The following is a 24,244-nucleotide window of genomic DNA, read 5'->3' as shown; positions in this document are numbered from 1 at the left end:
ACCAGACTCTTGAGCCACTGGACTTACCTCCCGTTGGAAAAAGGAAGGGGCAAGCCACCGTCTGCCGGCGGAACAGGCGGCGGCGGAGGCCGGCTGGTTCCGATTCGTTCAACGGCCGGCTCTTCCCAATCGCCGGATACCCGATAACGATAACGCGTTAAGCTATCGATTTCCTGCTCTAATAGCCTCTGGGTAACGAATAAGGCGACCGCGCCGACAGGACCGCCGGCCAAACCGCCGACGATAGGCAGCGCGGACGACACGCGTGGCGTGACAACGACGACTTGATCGAGCGTTTTGTGTTTGAAGTCCAGCTTACCGGAAGCTTCCACCCGCGCCGCTGGGCCATGCACATAAAAGTACTCTAGCTCGCCTGCCCCATTATTTAACCGCATCCGGCTGGCCATTTGATCAAACGCGAAACCGCGCCCGAACAAATCGGAGAAATCCAATAACAATCGGCGTGGCAGCATCGTGACGCTAAGCAGACCGAACACACGACCGGCTCCCGGATCTACTGCAAGGAGATGCCCGTTTCGTATTAAGAAGGCAACTTCGCCGTTGACCGTTTCCAAAGCGAAGTCCGTGGGAGCACCCGGCCAACGCAAATCCAGCCGCGCTTCCCCTCTACCGCCGCCCAACAGGCTGTCTTGGCCAAACAAATCCATCGCACGCCCAGCCTTGTCGGTCTCCAGGCGCACTTGCAAATGCGTCGCGCTAGAGGCATCTCCGCCGCCGGCGTCACGCCAAGCGCCATTACCCGACATTCGTAGAACGGGACCATCCAATGCAAAATGATCGAGCTTTAAACCATCGCTTACCCGGCTAACGTTCAAGTCGACCTGCCCAAGCAAGGTGCCATTGAGTAGCGCCTGCTCCACACTTAACCTTATCGGTGGCATATCGCGCGGCTTCAAGTCCATGGGCTGGCTCGCCGCGCGCTCACCCGTGCCATTCCCTAAACGGGCGGCGGCATGGCGTAAATGCAGACGCTCCAGGTCGATCTCTACGGCTTGCTCGCTATCGGCTTTTGGAATCAAAACGGTCCCGGCCAACTCCGGTCCGGCCAACTGTAAATGCCAACCCAGAATGGCGGTCGACGCGCTGATACCGACATCCGAAAATCGCTGTCCAAAGGCGTTTACGCGCCCCGCGTGCAGATCCACAACCGTCAACGGCGGCAACATATCGCCGCGTCCGCCGCTGACGCCCTCGCTTGCGTCGCTGCCGGATTGTGCCGTCTGCAATGCCTTCCAGGTCCGATGCCACTGATCAAGGTCGAGATCCGACAGTCGGCCACGTAGATGCATACCAGGGCTGGTAGGCAAAACCGGTGCGGCGTTATCTAAACGAATCGCCGCATGGGAAATACCGCCGCCCTCAGGCGCAAATTGAAACAGCGCCCGCAGCTGATCGGAGTAGCGCACTCGCAACGGCGCCGGCCCGTTTTCGTCGAAGCGCGCGTGCAAGCGAAACAAGCGAAACTCATTAGCTTGCTTTGCGAAAGGCTGCGGCAACTCCACCGCCAACCCCTCCAACTCCGACTCGAGATAGAGATCGACACCGCGCCCGGCTCCCGCTGCAAAGCCGGCAAGCGCAAGCGAAAGCGCCAATCCGCACTCCCTCTGAACAAAGGCTCCAAATCGGGGCGCTGGAGCAACCCGGGCAGGGCCCCGTTAAAATCGGCCCTGACCAGGATCGAGGCGTTCTCGTCTGCGCCTGTTGTCGTGGCGCGCGCGATAACATCCTGCCCTCGGAGCCGCCCGGTAAGCCGCTCCGCGCTCAGCGATTTCTCGGTAAAGTCGATCGTCCCACGAACATCGTCGATGGCTAGATCCCACTGCGGCATCCGCAGCACGCCGCGGTCGAGCTCGACGCTGCCGCTGACTCCGACCGGCCCTTCTTGAAACGGAACGTCGACTCTGAGGTTCAACGTGTGCTCGCCGTCTACCCGAAACATATCGAGCTGATGACGGATACCGGCCCCAATGGGCGAGTCGGCCAAAAAGCGCAGCATGTCGTCGCCGGGACCGCGCATCCGGCCCTGCAATTCGAGACGCGCTTGCGTTAAATCGTCAATAGCCGCCCGCACGCGTTCAGCGCGCGCGCCATAAATACGGCCGGCGCGCGCGTCGATAACCATGGTTCGATTATGAAAACGCAACTCGGCGTCCAACCCTTCGGCGACTGGCCAATCCGGCATATAGCTCAAGCGGCCGTTCTCAACCTGCGCGCGGACGTCAAAAGTCCCTTGCCCCTCCCCATAGGGAAACTGATCGATCGGACCAAAACCAGTACATCGGAATGGGTGACGGTGCCTGCCTGGATAGCCTGATCGAGCCATTCCACAAGATTGGGGTGCATCACTCCCACCGGGAAATAACGAGAACCGTTGGCCGCATTGGCATTACGGGTATGGCTGCGAATATCGAGAAACGGCGCTTGCCCTCGCTCGGCGAAAATTCGCACGCGCGAGCGCGCCTCGCCGTCCGGGCTGACGATGCTAAGCTGCGGCGCCTCGGCCTGCCAACGCTCCCCCGGCCTAACCCACCAATACAATTGGCCGTCTAAGCGGTCGAATGGCAACGCATCCCGGAATAGCTTAGGAAAATGCAGGGCTCCGTCCTGGGCATCCAGCTGCATGTAGCCGCCGCTACGACGGGCCACTAAAGAACCGCTAAGCCCCTCGGCCCCGGGGATCGTATCGACAGGCTCCAAACCCAGCCCCGTAAAAGCGGCGGTTACCTCGTAATGCTGTATCCGGCCCTCGCGCCAATCGACAATCGAGCGAACCTCTTTCAATTCGCCTTCGGCGTCGAAATCGCGCAACCGCTCTCGGACCTCGGCCGGTAGCTGAGGAACCCGCGTCAACACCCGCCAAACGTCTTCCAAACGCAAGTAATCGGCAGCGATGGCCAAGCGGGTCAGGCCTTCGTCGTCGGTGCCAAAGCCAACTCGCGCCGCCGTATACGGCCAGCGGCCGGCCGGCGACACTAGCTCCAGCTCGGACAAAGAGAGCAACCAACCGGCGCCCTCGGCTTCCCAGGAAAAGCGAGTTGCCATCCGTTCGAACAGCAGGGCTTGATCGCGATCTATCCGCCAGTCATCGAGCGCCACATCGCCGTGAATACTACGGATACGGCCCCGCTCCAAGGAAGCCCATAACTCGCCGCCAAACTTCCCCGCCATGGGCGGCACGGCCACCCCCTCGGGCAACCAATCGTGAAACGCGGCCAGATCGATGTTGCCGAGATCCAAATAGAGCTGCCCACTGCCATCGGCCGTCCCTCCCTCCCACTCTAGGAGAAAACGCGCATAATCGCCGAAACCGGCAGGCAAACCCATCGCCCCGGCGATCAGGTATTGCTGGCGGGAGCTTTCAAAGCGGAAATTGACCGGGCCGAGCACATGCCGCTCGTTGCGCATATGGTCGATAAAGGTCAGTTCGGCGTCGCGCAATTGCACCCGAGCAGGTAACAGCGGAGGCTCGGCGGCCAGGTCTTCAAAGTCGTCGCCGTCGCCGGCAGCAACCGGCAACACGCCCCAGCCCTGTAGTTTGATCAAACCGTTATCCAGTCGCTCCACGGTAACGCCTAAACCGCGCGCCGTGATCTCGATCGGGCTGATTTGCCGGCTACGAATAGAGCGCAGCAGGCCGATGCTCACCTCGAGTTCGTCTAACCGTAACGGCCCTTCGCCTTCCTCTCCAAGCAACGCCACGTCTTCGAGGATCAAGCGCGGATGACGGCCGTACCACTCGGCACGTAAGCCGCCCAGCGTTAACGGCTGTTCTAACGCCTCCGATAAGATCCGCTCGGCCTCGGCGCGAAAATCGGGCGCATACGTCACTAACACCCGCAAGCCGCTTAGCAGGAGAGCCAGCACAATCAGCAACACGGCGATGATCGCCGCTATACGCGGTCGCCAGCGGCTAGTTCGACCGGCAGTCACAGCGCAACGCTCCCTCGTGGCTGCAAGCGAGCCTCGACAAACTTGGTTAGGACCATGATATTAAAAAGATTTCCGACAGGCACGACGAGCAAAACGCCCCCCAACGCTCGTTTCATCACCACCGCCCTACCTACATAAGAACAACGTCATACTGTTCTTGCGTATAAAGCGGCTCCGCCTGAAATCGTATCGACCGCCCGATGAATTCCTCCAGTTGCGCGACACTGGCGCTTTCCTCATCGAGCAGCAAATCAACGACTTCCTGCGAGGCGAGCACTAACAAACGCTTGGCTTCGAACTGCCGCGACTCCCGTAAAATCTCGCGAAAAATTTCGTAGCAAACCGTCTCGGCCGTCTTTAGCGACCCTCGCCCCATACAAGTCGGGCATGGTTCGCAAAGCACGTGCTCCAGGCTCTCGCGCGTACGCTTACGCGTCATCTCCACTAAACCGAGTGCGGATACGCCGCTAATCTGGGTTTTGGCATGATCGCGCTCCAGCGCTTTCTCTAACGCGCGCAGCACCTGTCGCTTATGCTCTTCTTCGAGCATATCGATGAAGTCGATGATGATTATGCCGCCAAGATTGCGCAGGCGGACTTGACGCGCAATCGCCTGAGCGGCCTCCAGGTTGGTCTTGAAGATCGTCTCTTCCAGCGTCCGGTGCCCGACATAACCGCCGGTGTTGACATCGATAGTGGTCAGCGCTTCTGTCTGATCGATGATCAAGTAGCCGCCGGACTTTAATTGTACTTTGCGCTCAAGCGCCTTTTGTATCTCGTCCTCGATGTTATACAGCTCAAACAACGGCCGTTCGCCGGGATAGTAGTCAATCCGCGAGACCAAGTCCGGCAGGTACTTATCGCAAAAGGCTTTAACTCGCTGATAATTCTCGCGCGAGTCGACCCGCACCTTTTCTACTTCGCTCGCCACCAGATCGCGTAACGAACGCAACAGCAGCGGCAAGTCTTCGTGTACCAGTGTACCCGGCTGAGCACTGGCAGCGCGCGCCTGGATCGACGACCACAACTTTAATAGAAAGCGCCGATCCTCCTCGACCGCTTCAAGGGAGGCCCCTTCCGCCGCTGTGCGCACGATATAACCGCATGGATCGCCGTCCTCCACAAACGCTTGCACGGCCTCCTTCAGCCGCGTCCGCTCGGCATCGTCCTCGATTCGGGCCGATACTCCCACGGATTGCGAATCCGGTAGCAACACTAAATAACGAGACGGAATGGTGATATGCGTGGTGAGCCGGGCGCCTTTGGTTCCGATAGGGTCTTTTATGACCTGGACCAAAATCTGCTGCTGCTCCCGCACCAAATCGACAATACTGTCGCTGCGTCGCCCTTCGCCCTCCTCGCCCACCGCCTCGGGCACGGCGATATCGGACGCGTGCAAAAATGCCGTTCGGCTTAAGCCGACCTCGACGAAAGCCGCTTGCATACCGGGCAAGACGCGGCAGATACGCCCCATATAGACGTTCCCGACCAGCCCGCGGCGGCGCTCCCGCTCGATACTGACTTCCTGCAAAACACCGTTTTCGACCAGCGCGACGCGGGTCTCCGGCGGAGTTACATTGATGAGAATCTCCTGACTCATAGCACTACCAGCAACGCTGATAGTCAATGCCGAACTCCTCAAGCAGCTGGCCCGTTTCAAACAACGGCAGCCCCATCACGCCGGAATAACTGCCTTCCAACTGTTCGATAAAGACGGCGGCGAAGCCTTGAATGGCATAAGCGCCCGCTTTGTCGTTCGGTTCGCCGGTCGCCCAATAGCGTTCGCGCTCCTGCTCACTCAGCTGACGGAAAGTAACCTGGCTCACACTAAGGCGTGTAGCCTCCCGCTCGCCGTCGACTAAGGCTACCGCCGTCAGCACACGGTGCGTACTACCCGAAAGCTGTGCCAGCATGGCGATGCCGTCTTGGTGAGTACGTGGTTTTCCAAGCACCTGCTCGTCGAGCACGACGATCGTATCGGCTCCCAATACCGGCAAATCGCGACGGCCTTCGTCGTCTAAACGCTTGTGGCCGGCGCGCGCTTTATCGAGCGCCAACCTTAATACGAACACCTCGGGGCTTTCCCCTTCCTGCAAGGTTTCCTCGACACCGGAGTCGATCCAGGCGTAACGCACGCCGATTTGATCGAGCAGTTCGCGCCGACGCGGCGAATTCGAGGCAAGATAGATATCGGGCTGATATTCCGGCTTCATGCCGTCCCCTGTTAGCTAACAAGATATGCAGACTCCCTAAAGCCGAAAGCTTTAGGCGTATATTCTTACCGATGATACGGATGATTTTGAATAATCGTCCAGGCACGATACAACTGCTCGGCAAGTAGCACCCGCACCATCATATGCGGAAACGTGAGTTTGGACAGCGACCACATCTCATCGGCACGCGCCCGGCACTCATCGGACAAGCCTTCCGGCCCGCCGATTAAAAACACCACCTCTTTACCGTCCTGCAACCAATGCTCCATTCGCTCGGCCATCTGCTCGGTGGTCAAGCTGCGGCCTTTCGGGTCCAACGCTACCACGTGCGCGGGCGAGGGAATGGCTTTTAACATCCGCTGGCTCTCCTGAGCCTGGGCCTTGACGGTGCTACCTTGTTTCGACCGCGGCGCGAGCGATAGTTCCACGAGCTGTAGCGGAAGATTCGGCGGCATACGGTTAGCGTACTCCTGCCACCCTTCGCTGACCCAGCTCGGCATCCGGCCGCCGGTACTAAGCACACTCATGCGCATGAGCAAATATCTTTCTTAAACGACGAGAAACAGCGAAAAGCCTGGGTAGGCGCACACCAATAGAAAGGTACGCGCTTACCGGCACAGGATATAGGCGTCTCTTAATAGAGATCGCTAAGGAAGCTTACTCCTTTGCTAAAACGGCAAAGGAGCGATTAGCGCTCCTTAATGGGAGGTCGCGCCACTGGAAGGGTAATCCGACGCCTCGTCGTCAACGCCCCAAATGCGCTCCAGACGATACAGGTCGCGAACTTCCGGCTGCATGACGTGCACGACCACATCGCCGAGATCGACCAAGATCCACTCGCCGCCTTCCTCGCCTTCAACACCCTGCGGCCGAATACCGCTATCTTTCGCCTTTTGCACGACGCTATTCGCAATCGAGCGTACATGGCGATTGGAGTTACCGGAGACGATCACCATGACGTCGGTAATCGAGGTCTTATCATGTACATCGAGCACGACAGGGTCGACCGCTTTCAGGTCTTCCAACGCCTCGCTGACCAACGCCTGGAGCCGCTCTACCGAGAACTCGCCGTTCACTTCATTCATTCAGCAGTCACCATCCCACTGTTCAAATCCGGAACTATCCGGCATCACGCTTCCCCGTAACCGTACAGGCCCTGCTCTCGAATCAGGTGCCATACCGGCTCCGGTACAAGAAACTGTATCGAGCGTCGCTCGTTCAATAAAGCACGAATTTGGGTCGCCGAGATGTCAAGTTGAGTCACTGCTAAGCGAAAAACCCGACCGTTCAGCGCCTGCCTTAGTGCAGCCACATCCTCAACCTGACGCGGCGCGAGCCATTCCGCCAACTCGCCCGTAACGGGCAGCTCGCTGCCCGGCCGCTCCATAACGATAATGTGCGCGTACTCGGCCAACTCACGCCAACGGTGCCAGCGCGGCAACCCGGCGAAAGCATCCATGCCAAGAATAAGACACAAGGGGGTATGGGGCAGTTCCGCTCGGAGCGAGGCCAAAGTGTCGGCCATGTACGACGGGCCGGGCCGCTCCAGTTCGCGCGTATCGACCCGAAACGCCGGACAGACCTCGCTCCCCGCTCGCAACAACGCCAAGCGCTGCTCAGCGGAAAGCTGAGGTGTGTCCCGATGCGGCGGAATTTGGCAAGGCACCAGCCGCACCTCGGCCAACCCCACCGTTTCCCAGACTTCCAACGCCATCCGCAGATGGGCAAGATGGACGGGATCGAATGTGCCGCCGAAAACCCCGATCGGCGGCTCCAAAGTTGCGGAATTGTTGCTGATAAGCGCTCCCTGCCCTACTGGCGAATATGCCCGTCACCAAACACGACGAATTTCTCCGTCGTCAACCCTTCCAGGCCGACCGGGCCGCGTGCATGCAGCTTATCGGTACTAATACCGATCTCAGCCCCCAGCCCGTACTCGAAGCCGTCGGCGAAGCGCGTAGAGGCGTTTACCATGACCGAGCTCGAATCCACTTCCCTTAAGAAACGACGCGCCCGCGTATAGTCTTCCGTGACGATCGTATCGGTATGGTGAGAGCCGAAGGTTTCAATATGGTCGATCGCCTCGTCCAGACCGGAAACGACCTTTACCGACAGAACCGGGGCCAGATATTCGGTCGCCCAATCTTCCTCCGTCGCCGGCGCCATTTCCACCCAGGCGCGACTTTTAGCGCAGCCGCGCAGCTCAACCCCAGCCTCCCGATAACGGGCCGCCAAACGCGGCAGGATCTCGCCGGCCACCGCCTCCGCGACTAACAGCGTCTCCATGGTGTTACAGGTGCCGTAACGCTGCGTCTTGGCATTCACAGCCACCCGCTCGGCTTTATCGAGGTCGGCTTTATCGTCGACATAAACGTGGCATATCCCGTCCAGGTGTTTAATCACCGGCACGGTGGCCTCGCGGCTGATGCGCTCAATCAAACCTTTGCCGCCACGCGGCACCAGCACGTCGACGAAATCGTTCATACGAATCAGCTCGCCAACCGCGGCACGGTCCTTGGTCGCGACCACTTGCACCGCCTCCGCCGGCAAACCGGCTTTCTCCAAACCGCGTTTCACGCACGCAGCCACCGCTTGGTTGGAGTGCAAAGCCTCCGAGCCGCCCCGCAAGATGGCGGCATTGCCGGCTTTCAGGCATAAGCCGGCAGCATCGGCCGTCACATTCGGGCGCGACTCGTAAATGATACCGATGACACCCAACGGCACGCGCATCTTGCCCAGCTGGATTCCGGACGGGAGGTACTTGAAGTCGCGAATTGCCCCGACAGGGTCCGGCAAATTAGCAATCTGCCGCAAACCTTCCGCCATCCCGACAATACGCTCATCCGTCAACTCCAAACGGTCGAGCAAAGCGGCGTCCAAACCGTTCTCGCGACCGGCCGCCATATCTTTCGCATTGGCCTCTTTCAATGCCTCCATCGACGTTTCGATGGCATCGGCGATGGCCAGCAATGCTTGATTCTTCGCGGCGCTTTCGGCACGGCTCATGGCACGGCTCGCTACGCGAGCCTGACGCCCAAGCGCCTGCATGTAAGCGACGACATCCTGTAACTGATTTTCTGCGGTAGCGGTGCTCATAGCTATCTCTTAACTCCGTCGCGCCAATTGGGCTGCATACGCTGTACTTAATTGTATCAATTCATCCCAAGGCCTGCCGGGGGCCACCCCTTTTATGACTCGATCGACCCGCGCACAGCGCGTCAATAGATTCTGCCACACAGCCGGCGGTCGAGCGCGGGCTGCTTGCTGAAACAACGCCTTACGACTGGTTAACACACGCTGCTGGCGAAATGTCTGATCGGGATTGCGGCGCGAGGCCAAGTCGGCGCTCACCGCTGCCAAAACGCGCAAATCCCGCGCTAAGGCCCATAATATCAGCGTCGGCTCCTCGCCCTCTGCCCGCAAGCCGCGAACGATACGAGAGCAACGCGCAACGGCCCCGGTCAACGCCGCGTCGGCCAACGCGAAGATATCGAAACGCGCGCTATCCGCCACCGCACCCAACACTTGCTCTAACGTTAAGTGCCCGGCACCGTGGAGCAAACGCAGCTTCTCGATTTCCTGCACCGCGGCTAATAAATTGCCTTCGGCACGCTCGACCATGACTTCCAGCGCATCGGTGTCTACGTCCAGCTCATATCGCTGTAAGCGATTTTCAGCCATTGCGGCAACTGTTTTCGCTGCAAAGGCCAGCCGTAACAAAACACACCGGCTTGCTCCGCAGCCTTGACCCATGCGCTTTTACGTTGTTTGGCATCCAAGGCCTCGCAACTAATCACCAACACGACATCGGGCGGCGTATTTTGGCAATACGCCGCAATCGCCTTCGCCCCCGTAGTGCCGGGCTTGCCGCCGGGCATTCTTAGTTCGACCACCCGCCGCTCGCCGAACAGCGACATCGAACCCGCTACGGATTCCAGCTGTTCCCATTCGAAGCCGGCTTCGACGTTCAATACTTCGCGTTCGCTGAACCCCGCCTCGCGGGCGGTCGAGCGGATCGCATCCAGCGCTTCCTGGACAAACAGCGGTTCTTCCCCGGCGACGAGGTAGACCGGCGCTAAGCCAGTCTTTAGTTGCCGCTCGAGCTCGTCGATTCGTAGCTGCACCGCGTAGCGCTCCCGCCGTTACAGGTTTCGCCCCATCGTCGCCTGCGCCCGCGCCAGCAACAATCGCGTCGTATCGCGGCGCAGCTCTTCCAACACGACTTCCTCGCGCGCTTCGGTGGCGAGCACATCGTCGCGGTCGTAGCGATAACTGCGGGTATTGGTCACCACTTCGGAAACGCCCCACGGCTCGCCTTCCGGGGATTCGACGCGGAATCGCAAACCATATTCCAATTCGTACTCCTGCGCCCTGGCGTCACGGTCCACCGCCGAAGCACGCCGCCGCCGCTGCTCGGAGATAAGTACGAGTACGGCCTCTGCCTGCTCGCGCTCGTCGACCAACACCGCACCGGCCCGTTCCATACCGCGCCGCAACTCCCGTTCCACCTCCGGCAAGTTAGCCTCCGTCACCACCGCAACGGGGATGCCGTCTAAAGGAATCGCCCCCGCGCCTCGCAATTGCCAACCGCAAGCACTCAACACCAATGCGAAAGCCATAATTAGCGAGGCGCGTAGCAGCATTATTTCACCACCAGATTTACCAAACGGCCGGGCACCACGATTACCCGCGCCAAGCTCTTTCCTTCGATGAAGCGCTTAACGTTGGGTTCCGAAAGAGCGGCCGCTTCGCATGCAGCTTTATCGGCATCGGCAGGCACCTGAATCTGCCCGCGTAGTTTGCCGTTCACCTGCACGGCCAGCTCAATACTATCGCGCGTCAGCGCTTGCGGATCATGATCCGGCCAGGCCGCATCGACCACGGGCTCGTCATGCCCCAGCGCATTCCACAAGGTATGCGCAATGTGCGGAGCGATCGGCGCAAGAATAAGCACCGCGGCCTCTAGCCCTTCCTGTAGCACAGAACGGCCGCCGGCGCTGGTATCGTCCGCCCCTTTGGCGAGCGCGTTGGTCAACTCCATCACCGCTGCGATCGCGGTATTGAAGGTATAGCGGCGACCGATGTCGTCGCTCGCCTTCTGGATCGTCTCATGCACTTTCCGCCGCAGATCCCGCTGCACGTCGTTCAAATCCGCCGGCGCCACTTGCGCCGCCACACCTTGCTCGACATGCCCTTGCACCAAGTTCCACAAGCGCTTGAGAAAGCGATAAGAACCTTCCACACCGGAATCCGACCACTCAAGCGACTGCTCGGGCGGTGCCGCAAACATGGTGAACAGGCGCACCGTATCCGCCCCGTAACGCTCCACCAAAGCCTGCGGGTCCACGGTATTGCCCTTCGACTTGGACATCTTCGCCCCGTCTTTCAGCACCATGCCCTGGGTCAGCAGATTCTTAAAGGGCTCGTCGCTAGCGACCAAACCTTCGTCGCGCAACAACTTATGGTAGAAGCGCGCGTACAGCAGATGCAAAATGGCGTGCTCGATACCGCCGATGTACTGATCCACCGGCAACCAATGATCGGCCCGCTCATCGAGCATGGCCTCATTATTACCGACGCTCGCAAACCGCGCGAAGTACCAGGACGACTCCATGAAGGTGTCGAAGGTATCCGTCTCCCGTTGCGCTTTGCCCCCACACTGCGGACAGGTCGTTTCGTAGAACTCCGGCATCTGTTTGATCGGCGAACCCGAGCCGTCGAACTCGACATCTTCCGGCAATACCACCGGCAAGTCCTCATCCGGTACCGGCACATCGCCGCAATCGGGGCAAACGATCATCGGGATCGGCGCGCCCCAATAGCGTTGCCGCGAGACGCCCCAGTCACGCAACCGGTAATTCACCCGGCGCCGGCCGCGGTCCAAACTTTCCAGCTTATCCGCAATCGCAGCGAACGCCTGCGCCGACGTCAGCCCGTCAAACTCGCCGGAGGCGAACAACACGCCTTTATCGGTGAAGGCCTGTTCGCTGAGGTCTGGCTCGCCGCCCTCTGCCGGCCGAATCACGGCTTTGACCGGCAATCGGTATGCCTGCGCGAACTCGTAGTCGCGCTGATCATGCGCCGGGACCGCCATCACCGCCCCGGAGCCATACTCCATTAACACGAAGTTTGCGACCCACACCGGCACTTCCTCGCCGGTGAGCGGATGCACGGCGCGCAGGCCGGTATCCATGCCGCGTTTTTCCATCGTCGCAACATCGGCTTCCGCCACTTTGGTGTGACGACATTCTTCGATAAAAGCGGCTAATTCAGGGTTAGTCGCCGCCGCTTCCCGCGCCAGCGGATGATCGGCGGCAACACCGACATAAGTCACGCCAAATAAGGTATCCGGACGCGTGGTATAGACCGTCAGCAGCTCATCGCGCCCCGGTAGACTGAACGCCAGTTCCACACCTTCGGAACGGCCGATCCAGTTGCGCTGCATGGTACGCACCTGCTCCGGCCAGCCCGGCAACTGCTCAAGGCTCTCCAGTAGCTCATCAGCGTAGTCGGTAATCTTAAGGAACCACTGGGGAATATCGCGCCGTTCCACCAACGCGCCGGATCGCCAACCGCGGCCGTCGATCACCTGCTCGTTCGCTAACACGGTCTGATCGACCGGATCCCAGTTAACGGTGGCAGTTTTCTTGTACACCATCCCTTTCTTATAGAGACGGGTAAACAGCCATTGCTCCCAGCGGTAATAATCCGGATCGCAGGTCGCCAGCTCGCGCTCCCAGTCGTAACCGAAACCAAGCGACTGTAGCTGACCGCGCATATAGGCGATGTTTTCCTTGGTCCACTGCGCCGGCGGCACCTTATTCTTTATCGCCGCATTCTCCGCAGGCAGACCGAACGCGTCCCAGCCCATTGGCTGCAACACATTTTTTCCGCGCATACGCTGATAGCGGGAGATCACGTCGCCGATCGTGTAGTTCCGAACGTGCCCCATGTGCAAACGACCGCTGGGGTAAGGAAACATCGACAGACAATAGTACTTCTCGCGCGAGTTATCCTCGCGCGCTTTGAACGTACTGTTTTCCTTCCAGAAGCGTTGAGCTTCCGCCTCGACTTGTTCAGGTTTGTAGATCGCGTCCATCGGCCCTGCTGGAGATATCTGTGACCCAAGGGGCGGCATCGAGAAACGGGGAAATCCGCCGCGACGCCCACATAACACCCCACGAAGACGGAGAGGATACCCTAGCGAGGAAACGGGACCAAACTTAACTCGCTCTTTTATCCGCTCCGGACTTGGCATTCGTCCATTCCCGGCGTATACATTGAAAGAGAGCGCAAACAATTTTACGGGAGACGCCATGAGCAACGACCGTGACGAAGAGAAACGGCGGCGCGTTTACGCTTACGAGCGCATGCTTGAACGCTTGAACGAATTGATGCGCTCGTCGGAGCCGCAAGGCTTAAAAGAAGCGCTGGATGGCGTAAAAAAGCGAGCGGTTGAACTCGGCGAACTCACCCGCGAAGAAGCCGAGAACATCAGCGACTTCGTACGCCGCGACATTCAGGACGCAGCGCAATATGTCGCCAGCTCGGACAAAGACTATCGAACCTGGCTGCAGATGGACCTGCAACTGATCGAAAACTGGATTTGGGACCGCTTCACCTCCGTGGCGGACCAAACCAAAGTTGAATTACTGCAGTTTCAAGAAGCGGCCAATATGCCCGAGGAATACCACACGGGCGAAATCGCCGGCCCCGGTTCGCTCAGCTGCCTCAACTGCGGAAAAGAAATCCACTTCTCGCAAACCGGCCACATACCCCCTTGCCCGAGTTGCCATCACTCGCGGTTTATTCGCACAGCGAGAAAAGCACCGGATTCGTGACTACCGCTAACATAGGGGTATGAAAGGTCCTCCGCGCCTAGGCGGGAGTGTTGGGTTTCGGCTTCGCCTCTACCCAACCTACCGACTAGTGTTCACCAGCCGCCGTCCGTTTTTATTGGGCTCCTGGGGCGAGTAAGCCCGCACGCTGCAGAAATAGGCAGGGATCCTCATCAAGGGCTGTTAACCAGTCCACCAACTCAATGATATCCAACCGTCGCTGGCATTTTTCGACCTTTGACACATCTGACTGCTGAATACCTAACCTCTCGGCAAGCTCGACCTGCGTAACGCCTTTGTTTGTACGCGCCAAGCGCAGCTCTGCGACCAGCTTTGAGAAACGGTTGTCATGGATAGAACTCATTTAGGCATGATTTACCTACCATAGGGAAATATGCCAAAATCGAATAATTGGAATTTTATTGACCATGGAGTTGGGTTATGGAGCCGATATACTGCACCTGCAAATACGCGAACGAGAGACAAGAGTCTAAGACAAACGAAGCCTGCGACTCCCACGATACAGAAACGCGGGACACGATCAGAGCCGTTCGAGAACAGACGGTCAGGCAACTCGCGGCTGCGCGACAAACCGATAACTACACACCTAGGCTGACCCGGCGCATCTACGAAATCAACGGTATGCTTGAGTTGGCACAGCGCCTACCATCCGACCCGGAGCTGCTCCTCTTCCTTGAGGACCACCATCACGCTCTACGTATGAAGAAAAAATCCGCATAACTGAGCAGCATTCCACCGGGAGGCGCTCAAAGTAGCGGGCTTGGATTCGTAAAGGCTGGTGAGAAGATTGGGTTTCGGCTTCGCCTCTACCCAACCCTCTACGCGTAATAACAGATCATCGTCACCGCCGCCGGCGGCGAATGAACTCTGCTGCCGCGAGCCCCAATAGCAACAGCCCCAGCGCCGCTAATACGGGCACATCGTTCCAGCGGACATAGGGTGTGGCACCTTGGCGCGGCGTGACTTCGGCAACCAAGGTCGTGGTTTCGAATTGCGGCGCGCGGTGGGTAATCTGGCCTCGGTGGTCGATGAATACGGTAATGCCGGTGTTAGTTCCGCGCAGCATTTCGCGACCGGCTTCCAAAGCCCGCATGCGAGCGATCTGCAAGTGTTGATGCGGCCCCAGGGAGTCGCCGAACCAAGCGTCGTTACTGACGTTGACCAGCACCGCGGCGTCTGGCAGCAACTGCGTCATTTGGCGCCCGAAGACGACCTCGTAGCAAATCGACACCGCTAAGGGCAGACCAGCCCCAGTCAAAGGCACCGGAGGGCCGCCCGGTACGAAATCCGCCATCGGGGCCCCTAGTATATCGAGGGCCTGACCGAATACGCTGCGCAGCGGCAAGTACTCTCCAAACGGCACCAAATGCCGCTTATCGTATTGCCCGCCCTCGCCGGTAATACTGACCATGCTGTTATAGAATTCCCGCGTCTCGAAATTGAAGACCGGGATACCAAGCAAGACATCCGTTTGATGGGCTTCGGCCTCTTCTGCTAGCGGGCGCAGATAATCGCTTTCCACTTGATGCCGCAATAACGGGATCGCGCTCTCCGGCCAGATGATTAAATCGGCATCCCAGTGCTGACGGGTCAACTCGAGGTAGCGATCCTTGGTAGCCTGCAAATACTCCGGGTCCCATTTAACATCCTGCGGCATATTGCCTTGGATCAGTACGGCAGTAAAAGGCTCGCCGCTAGGCTCCGTCCACTCCCGATCCAACACCGGACCAATTAGCAATACTGCCGCGACGATACCAGCGGCGATGCCGCCACGACGCCCCGAAGGCGCAAGTACCACCCAAGCTAATAAACCGGCAACGGTGGCCACCAGCCAGCTTAGCGCAAACACGCCGAACACCGGCGCCACACCGGCCAGCCAAGTGTCGGTTTGGCTATAACCTAGAAGCAGCCAAGGAAAGCCGGTTAGCAACCAGCTTCGCACCCACTCTAAGCCTAACCATAGGGCCGGCAACACCAGTACCAGGAAGCGAAAGCTTGGTGCCCGCCGCAGCCGTTCGGCAAGCCAGACCATCACCCAGGGAAACAGCGCCAATAGCGCAACGAAGATAGCCACCAACGGCACCGCCAGCATCCAACCGGCAGCACCAAAAACCGCCACGCTGACATACACCCACGAGACACCGGTGCCGAAAAAACCCAGGCCGAATAAGTAGCCGGCCCGCAACGCTTGTCGATAGGGAGCAACCGCAACAATCGCAAACAGGACAGCCGGCGAGCCAACGGCTAACCACGCCCACTGCAGCGGTGCGAACGCAAGCGGCAGTATGGCGCCCGCCAATAGCGCGGCCACCAGCCCCGGCCATCCCGACAAGCGGTAGCTTAGTCTCAATGTGTACTCGGCTTGTTGGGCATCCGCCGCGGGCATAGCTGTACGCTCAGCAATGTTCATGGGCTTTCCGTTGCAAGGTAAGGGTTGCAGTGGGAAGGCTACCGCAAATGGTAGTCCTTCGGTAGGACAGCGTTCTCGGACGAATGCCGCCCTTTGCCCTACGCTCGGGCAAAGGGCTGCGACAGCGCATCAATGATGGGCGGCAACCACGCGGTCGCGTGCTTCGCTTTCGCTCACATCCGCCACCATCAGCAGGTGAATACGGCGGTTGTCGGCCCGTATCACCTGCAGGCGTTGGTCGCCGATAACCACCGACTCTCCTCGCCGCGGCATATGGCCAAATTCATGCGCTACCAAACCGCCGATGGTATCGAACTCTTCGTCGCTCAGATCGGTGCCGAAGTGTTCGTTGTAGTCGCCGATCGGAGTTAGCGCTTTGACGATGCTGCGTCCATGCTCGTGGCTAAGGATGTAGGAGTCTTCGTCAAAATCGTGCTCGTCGTCGATCTCGCCGACGATCTGCTCGATGACATCCTCAATCGTGACCAAGCCAGCCATCCCGCCATACTCGTCCACCACTACGGCAAGATGGTGACGACTCTCTTGAAATTGTTTGAGCAAAGCATCCAACCGCTTACTCTCGGGGATGAAAAGCGCCGGGCGCAACAACTCGCGCATATCGAACAGCTCGTCATTCTCCGCGTAAAAATACTTCAGGAGATCCTTTGCCAGCAGAATGCCGATGACATCGTCACGGCTCTCGCCAACAACGGGAAACCGGGAGTAACCGGTCTCGACAATCGTGGGCAAGAGTGCTCTGGGGTCACTCTCTCGGGTTAGTACCGCTACTTGGGCACGAGGGATCATGATATCCCGCGCTTGCAGTTCGGAAACGTGCAATACGCCTTCTATCATGGCCAGCGCGTCCGCATCCATAAGTCCACGCTGATGCGAGTCACGGAGTAGTTCGACTAACTCGTTCCTGTCCTCCGGCTCGCTGCCGCCAAATACCTGGCCCAATCGCTCGAGCCAGCCTTTATGGCCGTTATTATTCCTAGGTCGGTCCTCGCTCATTGCTCTCTAGTTAGTGGCCACTGAAAGTTGCTTAGTTGATGGGTCAGCCCAATAAGGCTAGACCGATCAACTAACCAACTGTTCAGCGTTTCCACTAAAAGCCTGCCTTCGAGTTTAGTGGCGATACTCCCGTATTTCCATAGTCTATTTGTCGGCACCGACAGGCGACTCTGAATATGGGTCGGGCATACCCAACCCTGCCAGAATCTCGACCTCCAGGCTTTCCATCGCTTCGGCCTCGGCGTCCTCCTGATGATCGTAACCCAGGAGATGTAACACCCCATGCACGATCATGTGCGCCCAATGCGCCATAAGCGGCTTCCCCTGCTCCTGCGCTTCGCGGGCAACGACCGGCGCGCAAATAACGAGATCGCCAAGAAGTTCGAGCTCGACCCCAGGGGGCGCCTCGAAAGGGAAGGAAAGCACGTTGGTCGGTTTATCCTTACCACGGTAGTCGCGGTTCAAGGCACGGCTTTCTTCTTCCCCGGTAATGCGAACCGTAAGTTCGGCGAAGTCGCGGCGCCCTTTGAGAGCGGCTTCGCTCCAACGCTGCACGTCCTCGGCCGTCGGCACATCGTCGCCGTCATAGACACGCTGAAGATCGAGCTCGACACTCACGCCTGGCTTTCCATCTCGTGTCGGTCGTAGGCGGTAACGATACGCTGCACCAGGGCATGGCGAACGACATCCTGGGCGTTGAAGAAGGTAAAGCTGACGCCGTCGACGTCGCTCAACACTTCGATCGCATCGCGCAAGCCCGAGCGCTTTCCGTGTGGCAAATCGACCTGCGTCACGTCGCCCGTCACGACAACCGTCGAGCCAAAACCGATCCGAGTCAGGAACATCTTCATCTGCTCGACGGTCGTATTTTGCGCCTCGTCGAGGATAATAAACGAATGATTCAGCGTGCGGCCGCGCATGTATGCCAGCGGTGCCACCTCGATAACATTACGCTCGATCAGTTTCCCGACCCGCTCGAAGCCGAGCATTTCAAACAAGGCGTCGTATAAGGGCCGCAGGTAAGGATCAACCTTTTGCGCCAAATCCCCCGGCAAAAAGCCCAGGCGCTCGCCCGCCTCTACCGCCGGCCGCACCAAGACGAGACGGCGAACATCGCCGGCCTCGAGTGCGTTGACGGCGCAAGCGACGGCCAAGTACGTCTTACCGGTACCGGCCGGCCCCACGCCGAAGTTGAGGTCGTGGTCGAGAATATTATTGAGGTAACGTTGCTGGTTCGGCCCTCTGCCCCGGATCTGTGCCTTCGGCGTCGAGACGATGACCTCTTCTACCTCGCCTTCGGCTTGCCGTCGCTGTTCGAGCGCCGATTCCTGCAAGTGCAGATGTACCCGGTCCGGGCTCAAGTCGCCTTTGCCGGCGACCTGATAAAGCTCTTCCAGCAAATGCTGCGCCTGTTGGATCGCCGTCGATGCGCCGATGACGCGAAACCGATGGCCGCGGTTACTGATCTCAACGCCAAGTCGGCGCTCCAACTGCCGCAGGTTTTCGTCAAGCTGCCCCGATAGGCGCGCTAAGCGTTGGTTATCGGCCGGCTCCAGCGTGAAATCGATGCTATCTGGATGTTCGCTCAAGAGTGCAACGGTACCTCTGTTAGTCAGGCCTGCAATGCCTCGGCAGATGCCCGATCGTCATTGAATTCGACAATTTCGCCTCGCAAAGAGTTCGGCAGCGCCTCGGTGATGCGGACGTTGACAAAGTGGCCGATCAACCGCGGTTGGCCGGTAAAGTTCACCACCCGATTGTTCTCCGTCCGCCCTGCTAATTGCAAGGGGTCTTTCTTCGACGGCCGATCCACCAATACCCGTTGCACCGTGCCGACCATGCGCTCGCTGATGCGTCGCGCATTGGCGTTAACCACCTCTTGCAGGCGATGCAAACGACGGCGTTTTTCCTCTTCCGGCAGACGGTCTACCAATAGCGCAGCGGGAGTGCCGGGGCGCGGACTGTAGACGAAACTAAACGATTGATCGAAACCGATCCGTTCGATCAAGGCCATGGTTTCTTCAAACTCTGCTTCCGTTTCGCCCGGAAAGCCGACGATGAAGTCCGACGAAACACTGATATTGGGCCGAATTTCCCGCAACTTGTCGATTTTTTCGATGAACTCCTGAGCAGTATGCCCGCGCTTCATTGCAGCAAGAATACGGTTGGAGCCGCTTTGCACCGGCAAGTGCAGATGGTCTACCAACTCAGGTACCTCAGCATAGGCTTCGATCAACGCATCGGAGAACTCTACCGGATGCGAGGTGGTATACCGGATGCGGCCGATGCCGTCGATGGCGGCGATGAAGTTCACCAGCAGCGCCAAGTCAGCGGTACCGCCATCGTCCATCGGGCCTTGATAAGCGTTCACGTTTTGCCCTAACAGGGTCACTTCCCGCACGCCTTGCTCGGCCAGTTGTGCCACCTCGGCAATTACGTCATCGAACGGGCGACTGATTTCTTCACCGCGCGTGTAGGGAACGACGCAGAAGGTGCAATATTTACTACAGCCTTCCATGATGGAAACGAACGCGGTCGGGCCCTCGGCACGCGGCTCCGGTAAGCGGTCGAACTTTTCGATTTCCGGAAAGCTGATGTCAACCTGCGGCCTGCGGACCTCACGGGCTGCGTCGTACATTTCCGGCAAACGGTGCAAGGTCTGCGGGCCGAACACGACATCGACATAAGGCGCGCGCTTGACCAGCGCTTCCCCTTCCTGACTAGCAACACAGCCGCCGACGCCGATTACTAAGTCAGGGTTCTTATCCTTCAGCGGCTTCCACTGCCCGAGCTGCGAAAATACCTTCTCCTGGGCTTTCTCCCGAATGGAGCAGGTATTCAGCAGAATAACGTCGGCCTCCTCTGGGGAGTCCACACGTTCGAAATCACGGTTTTTCACCAGCACGTCGGCCATCTTGGCCGAGTCGTACTCATTCATCTGGCAACCGTGAGTTTTAATGTAAACCTTGCGAGGCATACTCTTGCGCTCCTTAAGCCTCACTGGCGACTGAAAGCAATAAACCCAACCTCGGCGAGGTCGCGCATTATCTCAGCCACCAGCAAGCGATCCAACGCCGATCCGGCAGCCCAACACTCACGAAAACAAGAGCTTTGGGCGAGAACAAGCGCTTGGCTAATCTATTTAGCGCAAGGATACCTTCCGACTGACTTATGGTCGAGAGGCAGAGGTCCGGTTTCATCCGGCAGCAAGGCTGGAGCCACGGCCGTAATTGTCTTCGAAGCGGATGATATCGTCCTCTCCAAGATAAGAGCCGGTTTGCACTTCGATCAACTCCAACGGGATCACGCCTGGGTTCTTCAGGCGATGGCGCGTACCGAGGGGAATGTAAGTCGATTCGTCTTCGGATAAAAGAAAGGTTTTGCCGTCGCACTCCACCTCTGCCGTTCCCCGCACGACGATCCAGTGCTCGGCCCGATGGTGGTGCATTTGCAGCGAAAGCTGGTGCCCTGGGTTGACGACGATGCGTTTCGCTTGGAAGCGGTCCGCCATAGCCACGCCTTCGTAGGAACCCCAGGGGCGGTAGACGCGTCGATGGTTGGTGCATTCGTCTCGTTTGGCGTCCTGTAAACGCTGGACAATTATCTTAACGTCCTGCACGCGATCCCGGTGGGCGACCAATACAGCGTCGGCGGTTTCCACAACCACGTGATCCTGCAAACCAACGGTCGCTAATAAACGGCTTTCGGCCCGTAAATAACAGCCGCGACTGTCGGCCGCTAACACATCGCCGAGTAGAACGTTATCGTCTTCGTCGCGCGCTGCAACATCCTGCAACGCAGCCCACGATCCAAGATCGCTCCATTCTGCGTCCATCGCCACGACGACGGCCTCGTCGGTGCGTTCCATAACGGCATAATCGATCGAGTTCGAGGGGCAGCGCGCAAAGGCCAATTCGTCGATTCGAATAAAATCGAGATCGCGGGTTGCCGCAGCGTGCGCTTGCCGACAGGCCTCGACCATATCCGGCTCATACCGCGCCAAAGTATCGAGGTAGCGATCTGCCCGAAACATGAAAATGCCGCTGTTCCAATAATAGGCGCCACTCGTTATATAACGCTCGGCAGTCTCAAGATCAGGCTTCTCGACGAAACGCTCGACACGCTGAACAACGCCATCGGCGCCTTCGCCTTTAATATATCCGTACCCGGTTTCCGCTCGCGTAGGCAGAACCCCGAACGTTACCAAGGCACCTTGCCGAGCAGCCATTTCGCCTTCTTTAACGGCATAGGCGAAACGCTCGGCTTGGTTGATCACATGATCGGCGGGTAACACTAACAGTGTGGCATCGGGATCGCTCTCCAAGGCCTGGAGGGCGCCAAGAGCAACGGCCGGGGCCGTATTACGTCCAAGCGGCTCTAACAAAATAGCACCCGGTTCGAAGCCCGCCTCGTACATCTGCTGGGCCACCATAAACCGATGCGTTTGATTGCAAACCACCAGTGGCGCGGCAAACTGCGGCAAAGCACGTAAACGCTCCAACGTGGCCTGAAACAGGCTGCCGTCGCCGTTTAAGGGTAGGAATTGTTTGGGATAAGCCTCGCGCGATAGCGGCCATAGCCGCGTCCCCGAACCTCCCGAAAGGATCAACGGCGTAATCATAACCCTCCCTGCCCTGACTGGGCCGCACGGCCCGTTTAGCAACACCTTCTTTAGTTTGTGCTGCTAAAACGAGATGCAAGGGGCAAGGAGGAGAAGGCCGACCGGCAGCTATGCCGCCGATCGGCCAATGTGGCTTTTATGCGCCAGTCGCCAAGCGAACGCTGCTACCTTCGCTCGTCGGCTCTTGCACCGGGCGACCGATAGCATAGTAGTGGAAGCCCTGAGCGGCCAAGCGATCCGGATCGTACAGATTACGCCCATCGAAAATTACCGGCTGCTTCAGACGCTGCTTCATGCCGGCGAAATCCGGGCTGCGGAAAACCGACCATTCGGTGACAATCGCCAGTGCGTCAGCACCTTCCAAGGCCTGCTCCGCGCTGCTGCATAGCTGCAAGTCCGCACGCTTCCCGTAGATACGGCTCGCTTCCTCCATCGCCTCCGGGTCGAAGGCGGCAACCGTTGCGCCCGCCTCCCACAAGGCTTCCATTAAACGGCGACTTGCCGCTTCGCGCATGTCGTCCGTTTCCGGCTTGAAAGCCAAACCCCAAAGAGCGATGCGGCGGCCGGCCAAATCGCCGAAGTGCTGCTTGATCTTGGCAAATAGCACTTCTTTCTGACGCAGATTAACGTCTTCCACCGATTGCAACAGCTGCGCATCGTACCCGACTTCGGACGCGGTACGCGCTAAGGCCTGCACATCTTTCGGAAAGCAAGAACCGCCGTAACCGCAGCCTGGATAAATAAAGGAATATCCGATACGCGGGTCGGAACCGATGCCGATGCGCACGTGCTCGATATCGGCGCCTAAACGGTCGGCCAAGTTAGCCAACTCGTTCATGAAGCTGATCTTGGTGGCCAACATCGCGTTGGCTGCATACTTGGTCAGCTCCGCAGAGCGAATATCCATGTCGATCAAACGATCGTGATTGCGGTTAAACGGGGCATACAAAGCCCGTAGCAACTCGGTGGTGCGTGGATTATCGGTACCGACGATGATGCGATCAGGCTTCATGAAGTCGTTAACCGCGGCACCTTCTTTTAGAAACTCGGGGTTAGACACCACGTCGAACTCTAAGCTTGCACCACGCTTAGCCAGCACCTCGGCTATCCGCGCGCGCACTTTGTCGGCCGTTCCTACCGGCACGGTGGATTTATCCACCACAACTTTATAGTCGCTCATGTGCTCGGCAATCGTGCCGGCCACGGCCAAGACGTACTGCAAATCGGCCGAGCCGTCTTCGTCCGGTGGGGTACCGACCGCGATAAATTGGAACAAACCATGCTCGACACCGGCTTTGGCGTCCGTTGTAAAACGCAGCCGACCAGCTTTTCGATTACGGTCTACGAGTTCTTCGAGCCCTGGCTCGTAAATAGGCACTTCGCCTTTATTCAGCCGCTCGATTTTATCGGCATCCACATCGACGCAAACAACGTCATTGCCTACTTCCGCGAAGCAAGTGCCGGTTACGAGACCCACATAACCCGTACCGAAAATCGTAATCTTCATAATCGCTCTTCCAATTAGTTGTTAGCCTATCCCTGGTTAAACCAATAAGCTCTATAGCACTCTGCGGCAGAGGGTACAGCAACAGCAAAACAAATGCGTGCTCGCGTACTCACCACCGCCAACGCACCCCAACGCTGTATTCGTCGGGTGCAACGTTTACGCTGAACTCGACCGGGTTATCCTCCGGCCGCGGCTCAACGAATAACCACGTAAAGGCAAAACCGATAGCCGCTCCTGCCACCACATCCTCCCAATCCGCCTGATCCGACTCCAATTGGCTCCAACCGACGACACCGGCCAAACCGTAAATCGGCCAAGCGTAACGCCAACCGTAGCGCCGCTGAATAAACGACGCGGAGGAAAATGCCATGGAAGTATGCCCAGAGGGAAACGCGTAGGCTTGCCCATCGGGCCCTTCGCTATCCACGGCGAGCTTTAATGCAACGGTGGTTACCACCGTACTACCCAAGGCCCAGTAGAATTGATCCCGGCCTTCGCCGTCCTGATCCACATACGTGGCGGCCCAAGCGGCTGCCGGCAAGAAAACGCGCAAGGCGTTGCCGGTTACTTCGATGACTTCTTGCGCCCTCGCCTGCGAAGCGGGCAACGCCAACAGCACACCCGCGCACAGCAGGGTTAACGCACGAATAAACCGCACGCGTTGGCGGT

The 24,244-nt window shown here is 58.5% G+C and carries 20 protein-coding genes and 2 pseudogenes; 2 read left to right on the top strand and 20 right to left on the bottom strand.

What is annotated here, in order from left to right:
- Positions 1-23: 23 nt before the first annotated feature.
- The 11 genes and pseudogenes from CAI21_RS06625 to leuS form a co-directional block, all read right to left on the bottom strand.
- Complete coding sequence (locus tag CAI21_RS06625) at positions 24-1,523, bottom strand: YhdP family phospholipid transporter (protein ID WP_472973972.1); 1,500 nt, start codon at positions 1,521-1,523, stop codon at positions 24-26.
- 104 nt (positions 1,524-1,627) lie between these two features.
- A pseudogene (locus CAI21_RS26235) lies at positions 1,628-3,855 on the bottom strand (YhdP family phospholipid transporter); the annotation flags it as partial.
- Between the two features lie 226 nt (positions 3,856-4,081).
- Positions 4,082-5,551 carry a ribonuclease G gene (gene rng, locus CAI21_RS06610; RefSeq protein ID WP_116301563.1) on the bottom strand — a complete coding sequence of 490 codons (1,470 nt, stop codon included), beginning with the start codon at positions 5,549-5,551 and terminating at the stop codon, positions 4,082-4,084.
- A gap of 4 nt (positions 5,552-5,555) precedes the next feature.
- A complete protein-coding gene (locus CAI21_RS06605; protein WP_116301562.1) occupies positions 5,556-6,164 on the bottom strand; it encodes a Maf family protein in 609 nt (202 codons plus the stop codon).
- Positions 6,165-6,229: 65 nt separating this feature from the next.
- On the bottom strand, positions 6,230-6,697 hold the full coding sequence (gene rlmH, locus CAI21_RS06600; protein ID WP_116301561.1) for a 23S rRNA (pseudouridine(1915)-N(3))-methyltransferase RlmH: 468 nt from the start codon (positions 6,695-6,697) through the stop codon (positions 6,230-6,232).
- A 165-nt stretch (positions 6,698-6,862) separates the two neighbouring features.
- Positions 6,863-7,249: a ribosome silencing factor gene (rsfS, locus tag CAI21_RS06595; RefSeq protein WP_116301560.1), complete on the bottom strand. Its 387-nt coding sequence runs from the start codon at positions 7,247-7,249 to the stop codon at positions 6,863-6,865.
- A 44-nt stretch (positions 7,250-7,293) separates the two neighbouring features.
- Positions 7,294-7,941 carry a nicotinate-nucleotide adenylyltransferase gene (nadD, locus tag CAI21_RS06590; RefSeq protein ID WP_116301559.1) on the bottom strand — a complete coding sequence of 216 codons (648 nt, stop codon included), beginning with the start codon at positions 7,939-7,941 and terminating at the stop codon, positions 7,294-7,296.
- Positions 7,942-7,976: 35 nt separating this feature from the next.
- Entirely contained in the window at positions 7,977-9,260 is a 1,284-nt protein-coding gene (locus CAI21_RS06585; RefSeq protein ID WP_116301558.1) for a glutamate-5-semialdehyde dehydrogenase, read from the bottom strand.
- 9 nt (positions 9,261-9,269) lie between these two features.
- A pseudogene (gene holA, locus CAI21_RS06580) lies at positions 9,270-10,288 on the bottom strand (DNA polymerase III subunit delta).
- 18 nt (positions 10,289-10,306) lie between these two features.
- On the bottom strand, positions 10,307-10,807 hold the full coding sequence (locus CAI21_RS06575; protein ID WP_116301557.1) for an LPS-assembly lipoprotein LptE: 501 nt from the start codon (positions 10,805-10,807) through the stop codon (positions 10,307-10,309).
- Entirely contained in the window at positions 10,807-13,263 is a 2,457-nt protein-coding gene (leuS, locus tag CAI21_RS06570; RefSeq protein ID WP_116301556.1) for a leucine--tRNA ligase, read from the bottom strand. Before leuS ends, CAI21_RS06575 begins: the two co-directional genes overlap by 1 nt.
- A gap of 217 nt (positions 13,264-13,480) precedes the next feature.
- Between leuS and CAI21_RS06565 the strand changes: the two genes are divergently transcribed.
- Positions 13,481-14,005, top strand: a complete 525-nt coding sequence (locus tag CAI21_RS06565) for a zinc ribbon-containing protein (protein WP_116301555.1) — start codon at positions 13,481-13,483, stop codon at positions 14,003-14,005.
- Positions 14,006-14,117: 112 nt separating this feature from the next.
- Here CAI21_RS06565 and CAI21_RS25820 read toward each other — a convergent pair whose 3' ends face one another.
- Complete coding sequence (locus CAI21_RS25820) at positions 14,118-14,366, bottom strand: helix-turn-helix domain-containing protein (protein WP_116301554.1); 249 nt, start codon at positions 14,364-14,366, stop codon at positions 14,118-14,120.
- A gap of 77 nt (positions 14,367-14,443) precedes the next feature.
- On the opposite strand from CAI21_RS25820, the gene CAI21_RS23675 reads away from it, so the two are divergent.
- Entirely contained in the window at positions 14,444-14,743 is a 300-nt protein-coding gene (locus tag CAI21_RS23675) for a hypothetical protein (protein WP_116301553.1), read from the top strand.
- Between the two features lie 121 nt (positions 14,744-14,864).
- Here the strand turns inward: CAI21_RS23675 and lnt are convergent, their stop codons facing one another.
- The 8 genes from lnt to CAI21_RS06515 all read right to left on the bottom strand — a co-directional run bounded on the left by lnt (position 14,865) and on the right by CAI21_RS06515 (position 24,233).
- Positions 14,865-16,433 (bottom strand): apolipoprotein N-acyltransferase, encoded by a 1,569-nt coding sequence (gene lnt / locus CAI21_RS06550; RefSeq protein ID WP_258868025.1) that lies wholly within the window; start codon positions 16,431-16,433, stop codon positions 14,865-14,867.
- 129 nt (positions 16,434-16,562) lie between these two features.
- Positions 16,563-17,447 (bottom strand): HlyC/CorC family transporter, encoded by an 885-nt coding sequence (locus CAI21_RS06545; protein WP_116301552.1) that lies wholly within the window; start codon positions 17,445-17,447, stop codon positions 16,563-16,565.
- 144 nt (positions 17,448-17,591) lie between these two features.
- A complete protein-coding gene (gene ybeY, locus CAI21_RS06540; RefSeq protein WP_116301551.1) occupies positions 17,592-18,065 on the bottom strand; it encodes an rRNA maturation RNase YbeY in 474 nt (157 codons plus the stop codon).
- A complete protein-coding gene (locus tag CAI21_RS06535; protein WP_116301550.1) occupies positions 18,062-19,036 on the bottom strand; it encodes a PhoH family protein in 975 nt (324 codons plus the stop codon). The genes ybeY and CAI21_RS06535 overlap by 4 nt, the downstream gene beginning before the upstream one ends.
- Before the next feature lie 23 nt (positions 19,037-19,059).
- The gene (gene miaB, locus CAI21_RS06530; protein ID WP_116301549.1) at positions 19,060-20,424 is read right to left on the bottom strand and encodes a tRNA (N6-isopentenyl adenosine(37)-C2)-methylthiotransferase MiaB; all 1,365 of its coding nucleotides are present in this window, start codon (positions 20,422-20,424) and stop codon (positions 19,060-19,062) included.
- A gap of 219 nt (positions 20,425-20,643) precedes the next feature.
- Positions 20,644-22,068 (bottom strand): mannose-1-phosphate guanylyltransferase/mannose-6-phosphate isomerase, encoded by a 1,425-nt coding sequence (locus CAI21_RS06525; protein ID WP_116301548.1) that lies wholly within the window; start codon positions 22,066-22,068, stop codon positions 20,644-20,646.
- A 136-nt stretch (positions 22,069-22,204) separates the two neighbouring features.
- Positions 22,205-23,575 carry a UDP-glucose dehydrogenase family protein gene (locus tag CAI21_RS06520; protein WP_116301547.1) on the bottom strand — a complete coding sequence of 457 codons (1,371 nt, stop codon included), beginning with the start codon at positions 23,573-23,575 and terminating at the stop codon, positions 22,205-22,207.
- A gap of 109 nt (positions 23,576-23,684) precedes the next feature.
- A complete protein-coding gene (locus CAI21_RS06515; RefSeq protein WP_181919296.1) occupies positions 23,685-24,233 on the bottom strand; it encodes a phosphatase PAP2 family protein in 549 nt (182 codons plus the stop codon).
- Positions 24,234-24,244 lie beyond the last annotated feature (11 nt).

The organism is Alkalilimnicola ehrlichii (assembly GCF_003399765.1).
Classification (GTDB): domain Bacteria; phylum Pseudomonadota; class Gammaproteobacteria; order Nitrococcales; family AK92; genus AK92.
The sequence above is the reverse complement of the archived record's forward strand: the minus strand, read 5'-3'. Positions and strand labels throughout refer to the sequence as shown.

Excerpts from the sequence above, each read along its gene's own strand:
- CAI21_RS06525 (WP_116301548.1), bottom strand. The coding sequence starts at position 22,068 with ATGATTACGCCGTTGATCCTTTCGGGAGGTTCGGGGACGCGGCTATGG.
- lnt (WP_258868025.1), bottom strand. The coding sequence starts at position 16,433 with ATGAACATTGCTGAGCGTACAGCTATGCCCGCGGCGGATGCCCAACAA.
- rlmH (WP_116301561.1), bottom strand. The coding sequence starts at position 6,697 with ATGCGCATGAGTGTGCTTAGTACCGGCGGCCGGATGCCGAGCTGGGTC.
- CAI21_RS25820 (WP_116301554.1), bottom strand. The coding sequence starts at position 14,366 with ATGAGTTCTATCCATGACAACCGTTTCTCAAAGCTGGTCGCAGAGCTG.
- leuS (WP_116301556.1), bottom strand. The coding sequence starts at position 13,263 with ATGGACGCGATCTACAAACCTGAACAAGTCGAGGCGGAAGCTCAACGC.
- CAI21_RS06585 (WP_116301558.1), bottom strand. The coding sequence starts at position 9,260 with ATGAGCACCGCTACCGCAGAAAATCAGTTACAGGATGTCGTCGCTTAC.
- CAI21_RS06545 (WP_116301552.1), bottom strand. The coding sequence starts at position 17,447 with ATGAGCGAGGACCGACCTAGGAATAATAACGGCCATAAAGGCTGGCTC.
- CAI21_RS06575 (WP_116301557.1), bottom strand. The coding sequence starts at position 10,807 with ATGCTGCTACGCGCCTCGCTAATTATGGCTTTCGCATTGGTGTTGAGT.
- miaB (WP_116301549.1), bottom strand. The coding sequence starts at position 20,424 with ATGCCTCGCAAGGTTTACATTAAAACTCACGGTTGCCAGATGAATGAG.
- rng (WP_116301563.1), bottom strand. The coding sequence starts at position 5,551 with ATGAGTCAGGAGATTCTCATCAATGTAACTCCGCCGGAGACCCGCGTC.
- CAI21_RS06520 (WP_116301547.1), bottom strand. The coding sequence starts at position 23,575 with ATGAAGATTACGATTTTCGGTACGGGTTATGTGGGTCTCGTAACCGGC.
- CAI21_RS23675 (WP_116301553.1), top strand. The coding sequence starts at position 14,444 with ATGGAGCCGATATACTGCACCTGCAAATACGCGAACGAGAGACAAGAG.
- rsfS (WP_116301560.1), bottom strand. The coding sequence starts at position 7,249 with ATGAATGAAGTGAACGGCGAGTTCTCGGTAGAGCGGCTCCAGGCGTTG.
- CAI21_RS06605 (WP_116301562.1), bottom strand. The coding sequence starts at position 6,164 with ATGAAGCCGGAATATCAGCCCGATATCTATCTTGCCTCGAATTCGCCG.
- CAI21_RS06565 (WP_116301555.1), top strand. The coding sequence starts at position 13,481 with ATGAGCAACGACCGTGACGAAGAGAAACGGCGGCGCGTTTACGCTTAC.